This window comes from Faecalibacterium sp. AF27-11BH (genome assembly GCF_003603005.1).
Classification (GTDB): Bacteria; Bacillota; Clostridia; order Oscillospirales; family Ruminococcaceae; genus Faecalibacterium; species Faecalibacterium taiwanense.
In genome coordinates, this window is sequence record NZ_QVGS01000007.1 from 18,849 (window position 1) to 33,682 (window position 14,834).

Annotated in this window: 14 protein-coding genes; 12 read left to right on the forward strand and 2 right to left on the reverse strand. The window is 56.9% G+C overall.

Features of this window, described 5'->3' with window-relative positions; genetic code table 11:
* The 7 genes from DWY76_RS14215 to DWY76_RS08270 all read left to right on the forward strand — a co-directional run.
* The coding region (locus DWY76_RS14215; RefSeq protein ID WP_207665841.1) for a hypothetical protein at positions 1 to 180 on the forward strand (180 nt) is incomplete at its 5' end.
* Between the two features lie 122 nt (positions 181 to 302).
* On the forward strand, positions 303 to 1,790 hold the full coding sequence (locus DWY76_RS08245; protein WP_120080875.1) for a sensor histidine kinase: 1,488 nt from the start codon (positions 303 to 305) through the stop codon (positions 1,788 to 1,790).
* Positions 1,787 to 2,578 carry a response regulator gene (locus DWY76_RS08250; protein ID WP_120080877.1) on the forward strand — a complete coding sequence of 264 codons (792 nt, stop codon included), beginning with the start codon at positions 1,787 to 1,789 and terminating at the stop codon, positions 2,576 to 2,578. Before DWY76_RS08245 ends, DWY76_RS08250 begins: the two co-directional genes overlap by 4 nt.
* A gap of 216 nt (positions 2,579 to 2,794) precedes the next feature.
* Positions 2,795 to 3,829 carry a TRAP transporter substrate-binding protein gene (locus DWY76_RS08255; RefSeq protein WP_005931718.1) on the forward strand — a complete coding sequence of 345 codons (1,035 nt, stop codon included), beginning with the start codon at positions 2,795 to 2,797 and terminating at the stop codon, positions 3,827 to 3,829.
* 11 nt (positions 3,830 to 3,840) lie between these two features.
* A complete protein-coding gene (locus tag DWY76_RS08260; RefSeq protein ID WP_120080879.1) occupies positions 3,841 to 4,395 on the forward strand; it encodes a TRAP transporter small permease in 555 nt (184 codons plus the stop codon).
* A gap of 3 nt (positions 4,396 to 4,398) precedes the next feature.
* Complete coding sequence (locus DWY76_RS08265; RefSeq protein ID WP_120080881.1) at positions 4,399 to 5,700, forward strand: TRAP transporter large permease; 1,302 nt, start codon at positions 4,399 to 4,401, stop codon at positions 5,698 to 5,700.
* A gap of 124 nt (positions 5,701 to 5,824) precedes the next feature.
* Positions 5,825 to 6,811, forward strand: a complete 987-nt coding sequence (locus DWY76_RS08270) for a TRAP transporter substrate-binding protein (protein ID WP_120080883.1) — start codon at positions 5,825 to 5,827, stop codon at positions 6,809 to 6,811.
* A gap of 199 nt (positions 6,812 to 7,010) precedes the next feature.
* Here the strand turns inward: DWY76_RS08270 and DWY76_RS14220 are convergent, their stop codons facing one another.
* Together DWY76_RS14220 and DWY76_RS08280 are read right to left on the reverse strand one after the other, a co-directional pair.
* Positions 7,011 to 7,712 carry a hypothetical protein gene (locus DWY76_RS14220; protein ID WP_207665842.1) on the reverse strand — a complete coding sequence of 234 codons (702 nt, stop codon included), beginning with the start codon at positions 7,710 to 7,712 and terminating at the stop codon, positions 7,011 to 7,013.
* A gap of 770 nt (positions 7,713 to 8,482) precedes the next feature.
* Positions 8,483 to 9,328: a MurR/RpiR family transcriptional regulator gene (locus DWY76_RS08280; RefSeq protein WP_097775097.1), complete on the reverse strand. Its 846-nt coding sequence runs from the start codon at positions 9,326 to 9,328 to the stop codon at positions 8,483 to 8,485.
* Between the two features lie 473 nt (positions 9,329 to 9,801).
* On the opposite strand from DWY76_RS08280, the gene DWY76_RS08285 reads away from it, so the two are divergent.
* The 5 genes from DWY76_RS08285 to DWY76_RS08305 all read left to right on the forward strand — a co-directional run bounded on the left by DWY76_RS08285 (position 9,802) and on the right by DWY76_RS08305 (position 14,832).
* Positions 9,802 to 11,151: an ABC transporter substrate-binding protein gene (locus DWY76_RS08285; protein WP_120080885.1), complete on the forward strand. Its 1,350-nt coding sequence runs from the start codon at positions 9,802 to 9,804 to the stop codon at positions 11,149 to 11,151.
* Positions 11,152 to 11,263: 112 nt separating this feature from the next.
* On the forward strand, positions 11,264 to 12,187 hold the full coding sequence (locus tag DWY76_RS08290) for a sugar ABC transporter permease (protein ID WP_005944588.1): 924 nt from the start codon (positions 11,264 to 11,266) through the stop codon (positions 12,185 to 12,187).
* Positions 12,188 to 12,202: 15 nt separating this feature from the next.
* A complete protein-coding gene (locus DWY76_RS08295) occupies positions 12,203 to 13,177 on the forward strand; it encodes a carbohydrate ABC transporter permease (protein ID WP_005944590.1) in 975 nt (324 codons plus the stop codon).
* A 204-nt stretch (positions 13,178 to 13,381) separates the two neighbouring features.
* Positions 13,382 to 14,311, forward strand: coding sequence for a dihydrodipicolinate synthase family protein (locus DWY76_RS08300; RefSeq protein ID WP_097775095.1), 930 nt, complete (start codon positions 13,382 to 13,384; stop codon positions 14,309 to 14,311).
* Positions 14,312 to 14,382: 71 nt separating this feature from the next.
* Positions 14,383 to 14,832, forward strand: a complete 450-nt coding sequence (locus DWY76_RS08305) for a YhcH/YjgK/YiaL family protein (RefSeq protein ID WP_097776406.1) — start codon at positions 14,383 to 14,385, stop codon at positions 14,830 to 14,832.
* Positions 14,833 to 14,834 lie beyond the last annotated feature (2 nt).

The window sequence follows — 14,834 nt, forward strand, 5'->3', positions numbered from 1 at the left end:
GAGCAATCAGCCCTGCGGGCTGTTGCTCAGTGCGCGGGAGACCCCCACCACCGGCATAGCAAGCAGCTCGAAATCGAAAGGTTTTGGGCTGCTTTTCTTTTTCTGCTCAGTTTCTTATACTTTGGTGTTTTCTGGGAAGATGCGGAATCATTTTCAGTTGTTGACCCGCTGACAGCCTGACACATTGCCTACAAGCACCGATTTCTTTGCGGAAACCGGTGCTTTTTGCAGTTGCACTTTCCCCGGGAGATTATTATACTTATAAAAAAGGCCGGGTGCTGCAAGGACAGGAGGGAAAGCGTATGGCACGGAACAAAACCGCACAGGGCGGTATATCCCTGCGCCGCAAGGTCACGGCATGGCTTGCCGCGATTTTGCTGGTCACCATGCTTTCTACTGGCATTGCTACCATGGCAGGTCAGTGGACGGTACGCTCCTTTGATATGCTGCTGGCCGACAACGCCGTCTGCTACACGGTGCAAAACGCCCTCAAGGACGAAACACAGGCCTTTGCACGCTATGTGCGCCAGCCTACTTCTGAAACCGAACAGGCCTATACCGCCGCCTGCACCGCTTCCGAGCAGAGCCTTGCAGCCCTGCCCTTCGATTATGCCCGCATCGGCGAGGAGCGCTATGCCCGCACATGGAATCTTTTGCAAGGGTATGCGGGCTATCGGCAGGAGCGGGATGCCTTTTTGCAGCTTTCCCCCTCGGCAGATACCTATATTGAACAGATGTACCATGTGATGGCACTGCAGGACTACCTTGCCGAGTATGCGCTACGTCTGACACAGGCCACGCTGGAACAGGAAAACGCCCTTTACAGCAGCACGGCGGCTCACATCCGGCATCTGCCGTGGCTGTATCTGGGGCTGTTCCTGACGGCAGCCGCGCTGATGCTGCTGCTCATCCGGGTGCTGAGCCGCGCGGTGGTGCGTCCGCTGCTGCGGCTGGCGCAGGCTTCCCGCAGCATTGCCGAGGGCGATTTTTCCAGACCGGACCTACCGGTGAAAAGCAGCGACGAGGTGGGGCGGCTGACGGGAACCTTTAACCAGATGAAGCACGCCATGGCGCAGCAGCTGACCACCCAGCAGGCTTTGCACCGGGAAGAGGTGCGGAACCTTGCACTGGAAAAGGATCTGGAGCACACCCGGCTGGAGGTGCTCAAAAGTCAGGTGAATCCGCATTTTCTGTTCAACACCCTGAACATGATCTCCTGTATGGCACGGCTGGAGGATGCTGCCACCACCGACCAGATGATCGTGCATCTGGGCAGTTTGTTCCGGCACAACCTGCGCACCAAGCGTCAGCAGATCACGCTGGAGGAGGAACTGGACGGGCTGGAGGACTACATTTATTTGCAGCAAATGCGGTTTGACGGACGCATTACCGTTGAAAAAAGCATCCGGGTGCAGCCTGCGGCGGTTTTGGTGCCGTCCTTTATGCTGCAGCCGGTGGTGGAAAACGCTTACTCGCATGGGCTCAAGTCCTGCGAGGAAGGCGGACGCATCCTGCTGCGGGCATGGATGCAGGGCAAGGTGCTGGTGCTCACGGTCGCGGACAACGGCAAGGGAATGACCCCAGAGGAACTGGACGCTGTGCAGGCAAAAATTGTCCAGAGCGAACAGACCGGCCGCAGCATTGGCCTTGGCAATATTTCCCGCCGCATCGGGATGCTGTATCCGGGCGGTAAAATGCAGGTGTACAGCCGCGCAGGTCATGGCACGGTGGTGCGGTTTGAACTACCGCAAACGCAGCAGCCGGAAGAAAAGGAGGAGACGCTCTCGTGAAGTGCAAATTGCTGGTGGCAGAGGATGAATTGATCGAGCGCAAAGTGCTGTGCAGGACCTTGCAGAAGTATCTGGGGGATTTGATCAGCCTGTACGAGGCGAAAAACGGCAGGGAAGCTCTGGAAATTTTTGCCCGCGAAGCGCCGCAGGTGGCTGTGCTGGACATTGAAATGCCGGGTCTCACCGGGCTGGAGGTGGCGCGCAAGATCCGTGAAACAGACAAAAATTGCGCCATCCTGTTCCTGACCGGCTTTGATAAGTTCGACTACGCACGGCAGGCGATCTCTGTGCGGGCGATGGACTATCTGCTCAAGCCTTACAACGAGCAGGAACTGGTATTCGCGGTGGAGGATGCCATCCGGCAGGTGTCGGTGCCGCTGCCTGCCCACCCGGCACAGCCCCCTGCGCCTGCAGAGCCCCTCCGCCGGGAAGAGGACGAGGATATGCGCACCGCCATCATCCGTGCCGAGATCAGCCGCTTCATCGACGCTCATTATAGGGAGGATATCTCCATGCAGGATGCCGCCGCTGCGCTGCGCTACTCGGACGCCTACTTCTGCAAGCTGTTCAAGCAGTGCTTTAAGGTAAACTTTTCGGCCTACCTGAACGAATACCGGGTGGACAAGGCGCGCCAGCTGATTTTGGACCCGCGCCTGAGCCTGAAGGATATCGGCGCTGCTGTGGGTTACAGCGACGCCAACTATTTTACAAGGGTGTTCAAGCGCCTGACCGGCCAGACCCCTTCGGAATACCGCGTAGCCGCAGCGGAAAAAGCGGCACAAGGATAAATCGGATCCAAAAGAAGCGCTCGTTCTTTCCTGCCTGTGAACAGGAGAGGAACGGGTGCTTTTTTGTTTTTGCCAGTTTTTTTCGTCCAAAAAACACAAAAATTGTACTTGGATACAACAAAGACAAAATCGTACTGCGTTTCACAAAATAATCCGGTTTCGCAAAAATGAACGAGTTGTTAAAATATAATCATAGAAAAAACGTGAAAAGAGAGGATGCCATTCATGAAGAGAAGAACGTTTCTGTCGCTGATGGGCGCGGCGGCACTGACCAGCAGCATGATGCTTACCGGCTGCGGTGCCGGCTCCGGTGACGACCGCAAGATCGTGCGCATCGGCCATGTGCAGTCCCAGACCCACCCGGATCATCTTGGACTGGAAGCCTTTGCCAACTACATCAACGAGAAGCTGGGCGATAAGTACCGTGTGGAGGTGTACCCCAGCGAGCTGCTGGGCTCCCAGACCGAAATGGTGCAGCTGACCCAGACCGGTGCCATCGACTTTGTGGTGGCGTCCACTGCCATCATGGAGACCTTCAGTGCCAAATACCAGATCTTCAACCTGCCTTACCTGTTCTCCAGCGTAGAAGCCTACCACGAGGCGATGGACGACCCCGAAGTGACGGACCCCATTTTCAAGACCACTTCCAAGGCCGGTCTGGAAACGGTGGCATGGCTGGATGCCGGCACCCGCAACTTCTACACCATCAAGACCCCCATCAACCAGCCCTCCGACCTGAAGGGTCTGAAGATCCGCGTACAGCAGTCGCCCACCAACGTGGAAATGATGCGTCTGCTGGGCGGCACCGCTACGCCCATGGGCTTCGGCGATGTGTACACCGCACTGCAGGCCGGTATTCTGGATGGTGCCGAGAACAATGAGCTGGCTCTGACCGATAACGGTCACGGCGATATCTGCAAGTATTACTCCTACGATATGCACCAGATGGTGCCGGACCTGCTGGTGGCAAACTACGCTTTCCTGAACGAACTCAGCGACGAGGAGCGCGCGATCTTTGAAGAAGGTTTCCAGATCGTGAAGCGCACCGAGCAGGATGCTTGGGAGGATGCTGTGGCTGAGGCGAAAGACAAGGCCGAGAACGAGCAGCACGTCAACTTTATTTACCCGGACACTGCACCGTTTCAGGAGGCTATGGCCCCCCTGCACGATTCCGTGCTGGCAGCAAACCCGGAACTGCAGCCCATTTATGACCTGATCCAGCAGCACAACGCTGCCCACACTGCGGACTGAGGAGGAGCATCATGGAAAAACTGAGAAATACCCTGAACAAGGTGCTCAACCTGCTGGCAGGTCTGAGCATGACAGTCATGGTGGTTCTGACCACCTATCAGGTCATCGTGCGTTACATCTTCAATTCTCCCTCCACATGGTCGGAAGAGCTGGTGGGTTATCTGTTCGGCTGGAGCACCATGCTGGGTGCCACCATCGTCTCCGGCGAGCGCGGCCACATGAACATTCCCGTGCTGGTGGACCGGTTCAACCCCACCATGCGCAAGGCGTTCCACATCTTTGCTGAGGTCATCGCCTTCATCTTCTCTGCGACCATTCTGGTGTTCGGCGGTTTTCAGGTGTCCCAGCTGGCTATGGGACAGCAGACCTCCTCGCTGGGCGTTGCCGTGGGCGTGTTCTACTGGGTCTTGCCCATCTGCGGCGTGATCATTCTGGTGTATTCCGTGCTGAACATTATCGGTATCGCCAACGGCTCCATCTGTCTGGATACCCCGGAGGATGCAGACTTTGCAAAGGTGGAAGCCGAAATGGCTGCCGATGCCGACAAGGAAAATAAGGAGGACTAAGCTGTGGCAATTCAAGCGTTACTCGTAATTCTGGCAGTGCTGCTGGTGCTGCTGTTCCTCGGCGTGCCCATCTCGTACGCCATTGCAGTCTCTTCCCTGACTGCCATCCTTTCTTCCATTGACCTGAACGTGGCCGTGCTGACCGCTGCCCAGCGCACCTTTGTGGGCATGAGCAAGTTCAGTCTGACCGCCATCCCGTTCTTTATTCTGGCCGGCAACATCATGAATCAGGGCGGCATCGCCAAGCGTCTGGTGGATTTCGTCATGGCCATTCTGGGCAAGATGCCCGGCGCACTGCTGGTGACCAACATCGGCACCAACGCTCTGTTCGGCGCCATCTCCGGCTCTGCTTCCGCTGCGGCGGCTGCTGTTGGCTCCATGATCCGCGACGGTGCCGAGGAGCAGGGCTACGACCCCGCCGTGACCGCTGCCACCAATGCCGCTTCCTCCTGCTCCGGTTTGCTGATCCCACCGTCCAACGCCCTGATTACCTACTCTCTGGCATCCGGCGGCACCTCTGTGGCTGCGCTGTTCATGGCCGGTTACATTCCCGGCATCATCTGGGCGCTGTGTTGCTGCGTGGTGGGCGTGCTGCTGGCGGTCAAGCTGGGCTATAAAGGCACCCCCGGCAAGTTTGACTGGAAAAATCTCGGCATCTGCACCCTGCGCGCCCTGCCTTCCCTGTCCCTGATCATTGTGGTCATCGGCGGCATCATCGGCGGTGTGTTCTCTGCCACCGAAGGCTCTGCCATTGCCGTTGCCTATGCTCTGATCCTTGCCTTCTGCTACCGCTCCATCAACCTGAAAAGCCTGTGGAAGATCCTCGTGGACTCTGCCAAGATGTCCGGCATGGTGGTGTTCCTTGTGGGTGTTTCCAACATTCTGGGCTGGGTCATGGCCTTTTTGCAGATCCCGGATGCTGTGGCGGCAGCCCTGCTGAGCCTGACCAGCAATAAGTACATCATCCTGCTCATCATGAACGTGATCCTGCTGGTGTCCGGCACCTTTATGGATGTGACCCCGGCCATTCTCATCTTCACCCCGCTGTTCCTGCCCATCTGCCAGAGCTTTGGCATGAGCACCATCCAGTTCGGTCTGATCCTCGTGTATAACCTTTGCATCGGCAACATCACCCCGCCTGTGGGCAACGCCCTGTTCGTGGGCATCAAGGTGGGCCGCACCTCGCTTTCCAAGGTCATGCCGTACATGCTTATGTACTATGTGGCCATCATCGGCGGCCTGCTGCTGGTCACCTTTATCCCGGCAGTGTCTACCGCACTGCCGCAGGCAATGGGCCTGATGTAATTGAGACATTCCCTTCTTCTCCTAAAAAAGGCGGTACCTGCTTTGCGGCGGGCACCGCCTTTTCCTGTCTCTTGCACAAAGGCAGTCTTGTGCGCTATACTATCTGCAAAGGGAGGGAGACACCATGCGCAGACGGACTTTTTTAGCCGGGCTGGGCTTTGCAGCCTTGCAGCTGGCAGGCTGTGCCGCAAAGTCGCAGACTACACCGGACTATGTGCTGACCTATGCCGACAACCAGCCCGCCGGGTACCCCACTACGCAGGGCGCGCAGTATTTTGCAGACCTTGTGCAGCAGCAGACCGGGGGCAAGGTGGTCATTCAGGTCAAGGCGAACGGCGAGTACGGCTCGGAACAGCAGGTGTGGGAACAGCTTGCCATTGGCGGTGTAGATTTTGCCCGTGTGTCGCTCTCGGTGGTCACGGACGATCTGCCCCGGCTCAACGTGCTGCTGCTGCCGTATCTCTACCGGGATGCCGACCACATGTGGCGCGTGCTGGACGGCAGCATCGGGGCTGAGTTTTTGCAGGACTTTACCGCGCAGGGACGGGTAGGCCTGAGCTGGTACGACGCGGGTGCCCGCTCGTTTTATGCCCGTCAGCCGGTGCGCAGCCTGAACGATCTGCAGGGCAAGACCATCCGCGTGCAGGATTCGCAGATCGTGATCGACATGATCCGCCTGCTGGGTGCAGTGCCGGAGACCACGGCGTACAGTGACGTCTACTCGGCGCTTGAGACCGGGCAGATCGATGCCGCCGAAAACAACTGGCCGGCCTACTATTCCATGGAGCACTACAAGGTGGCACGGTACTACATGGCCGATGAGCACAGCCGCGTACCGGAGGTGCAGCTGGCTTCCGGCCGCACATGGGATGCACTGCCGGAGGAATACCGGCAGATCCTGCAAGCGTGCGCCCGGGCATCGGCGCAATACGAGCGCCAGCTCTGGGCGCAGGAGGAAACAGCTGCCCGAAAAGCGGCATTGGCTGGCGGGTGCCAGGAACTGCCGCTGCCCGAAGAAGAAATGCAGAACTTCCGGCAGCTGGTGCAGCCGCTATACCGAAAATACTGTGCCGACTATCTGCCGCTGGTGGAAGAGATACAGGCAGAGTGATAACAGAAAAGGGACGAGTCAAATAAAAAGGCTCACAGCTTTGAGGTTATACTGCGGAGCACTTTTCCTCCACGCCCACTCCGTGGAACAGCAAACAAGCCAGACCCGTCGGTCTGGCTTGTTTGCAATATCAAAATAAATGTTTCCGCTGAATATACCCAAGGTGCAGCGGAGGACCTTCTGAATCAAAAACTCTCCCTTAGCTCACATATCCATCGGTCACGCTGATGATGTTGGCATTGCCCTCCAGACTTTCATACACGTTCACGACGGCATAGTGCATCTCAGCACCCGGATAAACCGTGGTTGCTTCGCACAGGATGCGGTAGTTCGTGCCTGCCACGGTCTGGGTGCTCAACAGAGCCACCGGCACATAGTCCACGCCCACAAAGCCCTCGGTGGCCTTGTTGAACGCCGCCGTGGCTTCCTCCGTCATGGCGGGGGACTCCGCTTCCTGCCAGGCGCCCACAGTGCCTTCCTCATAGTCCAGATTTGTCAGGCACAGCGTGTCGCCAATGTCCAGAATTTCTGCCTTGCCCAGCCAGCCGCGCTGCAGCGTGACCACCACATATTCTTCCTGTGCGTCCGGTACGACGACAGTCGCCTTGCACAAAATGCGATACTGGGTACCGAAGCCGGTGGTGCGGCTTGCCAGCAGGGCTACAGGCGTATAGGAAACGCCCTCCAGACCTTCAAAGGCCTTGTCGAACACTTTGCGGACTTTCTCGGTCAGTGCCGGGTCGGAAGCACGCTTCCAGCTGCTGGAAATACAGTTTCCCTCAGCCACAGCAGAAACTGGTTCCACCGTCTCTGCCGAAAGTGCGTATGCCTGTACCGCGCCGCCTGCCAGCAGGGAAAGAGCCATCACAGCCGTCATGCAAACAGAAACCGTCTTTTTCATAATAATATATCCCCTCTTCTTATTGTGTGTCGCTGCCGGGGTGTGCACCCGGTTTTGTCGCTTCATTCTGGATACGAATGAGCCTCCCCCCCCCCCCCCACCCCCCCCCCCCCCCCGGAATTGCACGGGTTTGAAATATTTTCCAAAAAAAGAAAAAGCCTGTGTGCACAGTCCTGAATGACAGGCCCTGCATCCCTCCTGAACATCCCTCCAATTTCCATTTGGGCGGTCCAAATCGAAAAAACAGAGTAGAGGGAAAACGCATCGAAAAATCGTGGATATTTCAAATTATTGTTCATTGAGGCGTGAATTTTGCCTTTGTGAAGTGGGAACCAGATACCACTAGATATCACTGGATGACACCAGATGGAAGATAAGGATAAAAACTCAAAATCCCTTGTGCTAATAACACGTGTGGGTTCGACCCCCACCACCGGCATAAAAAGGAAGCCCTCCAGCTTGTCTGGGGGGCTTTCTTTTTATCTGCGGCGTGTGAGCGGGTCGAACAGCACGACCCTGCACAGCAGGGGAGCAATCAGCCCTGCGGGCTGTTGCTCAGTGCGCGGGAGACCCCCACCACCGACATAAAAGCCCATCAGGCATTCGCCCAATGCCGTTAAGTTAAGAGGCTAAAGAAAAATAGACTTCATCGAAAAGATGAGGTCTATTTTTTTTTGAAAAAGATCAGAAACAGATTTTACGCACCCTTTGCCGGATATGCCAAGGCCCCCACAGAACACGGGCTCTGCAGGGGCCTTGCGGGCAATATTTTACAGCATTTTGACCGCCAGCGCTTCACTGGTGCGATCCTGTGCGGCGTTGGCATTTTCGGGGTCGTCCATGGTGTAGCGCAGCACCAGCACTTCAGCCACATACAGCAGCGCCACCTTGACCGGGATGTTGCCGGAGTCCAGCGGGCTTTCCTGCGCACCACACAGCAGCACGATATCCGCCAGCTTTGCGCCGGGCGAATCCTCATAATGGGTGAGCAGAATGATCTTTGCGCCCGCCGCCTTGGCCGCGCGCAGCGTTTCCAGCATATCGCGGGTAGCGCCGGAATAGGAAACGAACAGCACCACATCCTCCGGGGTCATCAGGCTGGCCGTGATCAGCTGCATGTGGCTGTCGCCTGCCGTGCGGAACTTGGTGGAGATGCAGGCAAAGCGGGCGCAGATATCATTTGCAATATACATGCTGCCGCCCTGACCAAGGCAGTACACCTGCCGGGCCTTGTGCATCAGCTCCGAAGCCTTGTCCACCGCCTCCGGCGAAAGATTGTTCTGGGTGCCGTTGATAGTAGTCATCAGCAGGGCGCTGGCGTGCTCGCACAAAGTTGCCGTGTCGGCATCCGGCTCCGGCACATGCTGGTTGACCAGTGCACCGGTGGCGTTGGCCTGCGCCAGCGCAATGCGCATTTCATGATAGCCCTCAAACCCCAGCGCCCGGCAGAAGCGGAACACCGTTGCCTCTGCCACACAGCACTCCTTTGCCAGCGAGGAGATGGACAGATACTGTGCCTCTGCCGCGTGCTGCACAAGATAGTCCGCCACGGTGCGGCCCGATTTTGTCAGGTCGCCCTGATGCTGCTGCAGCAGCTCCCAAAAATTCGTTGCCATTTTTCTTTTTCCTCTTTTCCGGCGCAGCAGTCCACCGACCCGGATCAGCTGCCGACCGTTTCATTCACCTTTGTAAAAAGTATAAAAGATTCGTCCCCGCTTCGCAAGAGACGCATTGCCCACATTTTGGCTCGCAGTTCTGTGCAGAGCACACAGTTTTGGCGGAAAAACCGGCCATTTTGTGAAAATATCTTTCAATTTTGCATTTTTGTTTAGAAAAACATTTTCACTATCGTTTTGGTGGGTTTGTACCGTTCTGTAATAATTTCAGAAGAGTAAAGCAAGGTTTTCTTTGCATTTCAACATATATCCCACGCTTTTGTGCACAATGTACACTGTCATTCTGAAAATTTATGAAAACCATGAATGGACAAAATGAAAATATTTTTCTATAATGGAGCCATCAAGAGCGGCCGCTGGCACGGCAGGCCGCCAACAACGTGAAGCATCTTGAATGCGAAGGAGAAACTACTATGAAAAACTGCATTTCCCGCCGTTCGTTCCTGAAGGCCGCTGGCATTCTGGGCGCAGCCGGCGCTCTGGCCGCATGCGGCGGCTCTTCTGCAAGCACCAGCACTGCTGCTTCCACCGCAGGTTCTACCGCTGCAAGCGCAGCTGCTTCTTCCACCAGCATCAAGCTGTGGACATACCCCATCGGCGGCTGGGGCAATGACGAGACCGTTCAGGGTCTGGTTTCCAGCTTCAACGCAAAGTATCCTGACATCAAGGTCACTGTGGAGTATCTGGACTACACCAACGGCGACGATCAGGTGAACACCGCCATCGAGGGCGGCAGCGCACCTGATCTGATCATGGAAGGTCCCGAGCGTCTGGTTGCAAACTGGGGCGCAAAGGGCGTTATGGCTCCGCTGAACGACCTGTGGACCGACGATGCCAAGAAGGACATTTACGAGTCCGTTGAGTCCGCCTGCAAGGACACTGCCGGCAACTACTACGAGTATCCCCTGTGCATGACCGCACACTGCATGGCCGTGAACATGACCAAGGTCAAGGAAGTGGGCGCTGACCAGTACATTGATACCGACAAGCATACCTGGAGCACCGACGGCTTCCTGAAGACCGTTGATGCCCTGTACAACGGCGGTTACGAGAACGTTGCAGCCATCTACTGCGCAGGTCAGGGCGGCGACCAGGGCACCCGCGCCATCATCAACAACATGTACGGCGGCACCTTTACCGATGCAGCCCACACCAAGTACACTGCCGACTCCGCCGAGAACATCAAGGCGATCCAGACCCTGCACGACACCAAGGGCATCAACTTTGACGCTTCCATCGCAGGCGGCGACGAGATTACCCTGTTCCGCAACGGCACCCTGCAGATGGCATTCTGCTGGAACATTGCACAGCAGGCCAACAGCGACAACAACGCCGCCGGTCTGACCAACGATGGCGACGAGATCTTCCCCATGGCCTTCCCCACCGACAGCGGCGACCCGAAGCTGTGTGGCGGCATCTGGGGCTTCGGCATCTTTGATAACGGCGACGAGGCCAAGATCGAAGCAGCCAGGACCTTCATCGACTTCATCGCTGCCGACCCCGATCAGGTTAAGGACAGTGTGCTGGCTTCCACCTACTTCCCGGTCCGCACCAGCGTGGGCGATATCTACGCCGACAACGAGATCATGAGCGAGTACAGCAAGTTCATGGCTTATCTGGGCGACTACTACCAGATCACTCCGGGCTGGGCAACCGCACGTACCGAGTGGTGGAACATGCTGCAGCGCGTCGGCTCCGGTGAGGATGTCGAGACTGCCGTCAAGACCTTTGTGGACAACGCAAACGCTGCCGCACAGGCATAAGCCCATCCACTCTGCCGGGGGCAGATAATTATTGACGCTTCGCCCCTTCCTCGAAGATCCCGACGAGGGAGGGGCTTTATTTGTAAAAAAAAAATCATAACCGAAAGGAACGGTGATTCTCTTGGCTGCAAAAACGGCGATCAAAGAGCCTAAGCGCAGCAGTGCGCTGGTACGGCGCGAGACCTTCGCTTCCTATTGCTTCCTGCTGCCCAGCCTGATCTTCTTTCTGGGCTTCGTCATTTACCCCATGGTGCTGTGCGTGGTGACCAGCTTCTTCGATTCCACCATGAACCGTGCCGACATCTTTGTGGGGCTTGCAAACTACAAGGAACTGTTCACAGACCCCATCTTTCTGGGTGCCTTAAAGAACACCTTCATCATCGTGGTGGTGTCCGTGCCCGTGACCTGCGCCTTCTCGCTGTGGGTCTCCTCTGCCATCGTAGACCTGCCCGAGTGGGCTACCAGCCTTTTCCGCTGCGTGTTCTACCTGCCCGTGGTCACCGGCTCTGTGGCTGTTACCGTGGTGTGGAAGTGGATGTACAACAACTACTATGGCATCTTCAACTATCTGGGCAAGACTCTGGGCCTCATTGACAAGAACATCAACTGGCTGGGTGATGAGCGCTTTGCTCTGGGCTGCATCATCCTGATCCTGCTCACCACCTCTGTGGGCCAGCCCATCGTGCTGTACGTTTCCGCTCTGGGCAATGTGGACCAGTCCATCGTGGAAGCTGCAGAAGTGGATGGTGCCACCGATTTCCAGTGTTTCTGGAAGATCAAGTGGCCCGCCATCATGCCCACCACCTTGTACATTCTGGTCATTACCACCATCAACTCCTTCCAGTGCTTTGCGCTGATCCAACTTCTGACTTCCGGCGGCCCCAACCACAGCACCGATACCATCATGTACTACATCTACTACACCGCCTTCAAGCTGTACCGCTACGGCTACGGCAACGCAATGGGTGTGGTGCTGGCAGTCATCATCGCCATTCTGTCGGCCGTCCAGTTCAAGCTGGGCAATCAGGATAATTAAAGGAGGTGCCGGACAATGAGTGCAAATGCCGCTGCAAAAAAGCAAAAACCGTTGAAGCGTCACCCCAGCAAGCTCAAGAGAATGAGCGCCTACATGATCCTGACGCTGATCCTCATCAGCATCGTTGCGGTGCTGTTCGCCTTCCCGCTGTACTGGATCATCACCGGTTCCTTCAAGACCGGTGCCGCCATCAACGCCACCACCCCCGAATGGTGGCCCAGCCAGTGGGTGCTGACCAACTACCAGAAGCTGTTCTCCGGCAAGAGCGCCCCGCTGTGGCAGCTGGCTGTGCCCTTTGGCTCCAAGTTCAGCGCTAACGGCGAGCCCATCTACTTCTCGGTAGGCCCCACCGCTCCCGCTGCCATCCGCTGGATGATCAACACCGTGTTCATGGCCGTCATGTCCATGATCCTCACCTGCATCACAGCCGCCATGGCCGGCTATGCACTGGCAAAAAAGCGCTTTGTAGGCCGCAAGCTGCTGTTCACCCTCATCGTGTGTGCAATGGCTCTGCCCAAGCAGGTCATTCTGATTCCCCTGCTGCGCGAAATGAGCAGCCTGAACCTGTACAACACCATCTGGGCCGTCATCTTCCCCATCGTGGGCTGGCCCTTTGGTGTGTTCCTGATGAAGCAGTTCAGTGAGGGCATTCCCACTGAGATGCTGGAAGCGGCCCGCATCGACGGTGCAAGCGAGGCCAAGACCTTCATCGACATCGTGCTGCCCATGGTCAAGCCGGGCATCGGTGCACTGGCCATTTTTACCTTCATCAACAGCTGGAACGACTACTTCATGCAGTTGATCATGCTGTCCAGCACCAGCAACCTGACCATTTCTCTGGGCATTGCAAAGCTGCAGGCTGAGAACAGCACCGACTTTGGCCTGATCATGGCAGGTGCCGCACTGGCTGCTGTGCCTATCATCATCATCTTCCTCATTTTCCAGAAGTACTTTACCAAGGGCATCGCTATGGGTGCTGTTAAGGGCTAAAATCCCGACCGCCGCCTGCGGCGGAAACAGGGAGGGATTTTTGGCGCAGCGGTCTGCAAGACGCAAGGCCCGCCCAAGGGCCGAAGCGGATGCAGGGCACCGCAAGAGGGCGCTGATGCCGCTGCCCGGAACAGAAAGCGTACGAGCTTGATGCAAAACCATTTCATCTGTATTTATTACTATTTTTAAAGAAGGGTTTGGAACATGAAAGATATCAAAAAATATCAGGGTGTCATCCCCGCCTTTTACGCCTGCTACGACGCAGAGGGCAATATTTCTACCGAGGGCGTCAAGGCCCTTACCCGCCATCTGATCGCCAAAGGCGTCAAGGGCGTGTATGTAGGCGGTTCCTCCGGCGAGTGCATCTACCAGCACGTAGATGAGCGCAAGGCCGTTCTGGAAGCCGTGATGAGCGAAGCCAAGGGCAAGCTGACCGTCATTGCGCATGTCGGCTGCAACAATACCGCCGACAGCGTGGAGCTGGCCCGCCATGCCGAGAGCGTGGGCGTGGATGCCATTGCATCCATTCCTCCCATCTACTTCCACCTGCCGGAGTACGCCATTGCAAAGTACTGGAACGATATGTCCGCTGCTGCTCCCAACACCGAGTTCGTCATCTACAACATCCCGCAGCTGGCAGGCACCGGCCTGACCATGAGCCTGCTGAAGGAAATGCTCAAGAACCCCAATGTAGTGGCTGTGAAGAACAGCTCCATGCCCACGCAGGACATCCAGATGTTCAAGGATGCCGGTATCGCCGCCCGCGGCGAGGGGAATTTTGTGGTGTTCAACGGCCCCGATGAGCAGTTTGTTTCCGGCCGTGTGATCGGCGCAGACGGCGGCATCGGCGGCACCTACGCCGTCATGCCCGAGCTGTATCTGGCCATGAACGATCACATCAACAAGGGCGAGATCAAGCAGGCTCAGGAGATCCAGTACGAGGCCGACCGTATCATCTACAAGATGTGCGAAGCCCACGGCAACCTGTACGCCGTACAGAAGGAGATCCTGCGCCGGATGTACGGTCTGGAGCTGGGCGGCGTGCGTGAGCCGATGCCCGGCCTGATCCCGGAAGATGAAGCCATCGTGGCCGAAGCACAGGCCATGATCGAAGCTGCCATCGCAAAACTGTAAAATTGAAGCAGCGCCCCTCTCCGTCTCTTTTCAGAGGGGAGAGCGGGCGCTTGTTTTTGGAGGGACGTTTTATGATCTGTGATACCCTGCAGCACCTGACGCGCTACAAGGGCCTTTGCAAAAATCTCGACACGGCCATTGATTACCTGCTGACCCACGACCCTGCCAGCCTGCCTCTGGGCCGCACCGAGGTGGATGGCGAGGAGGTATTCATCAACACGATGGATGCCACGCTCCATTCCGACCACGGCTACCACCCGGAATATCACAAAAAGTACGCCGACCTGCAGCTCGACATCACCGGCAGCGAGGGCTGGGGCTTTACCACAAATCCCGGCAGGGAGATCGGCGATTTTACCGGCGACTGCGGTTTTCAGGACAGCGCCAGTGTCGTGACCGGCACACTGGGCGAAGGACGCTTTGTGCTGTTCTTCCCCACGGAGCTGCACAAACCCGGCCTTGTACAGCACGGCTGTGTGGGCGTGCGCAAGGCTGTTGTAAAGATTCGGATGGAGGATTGAAC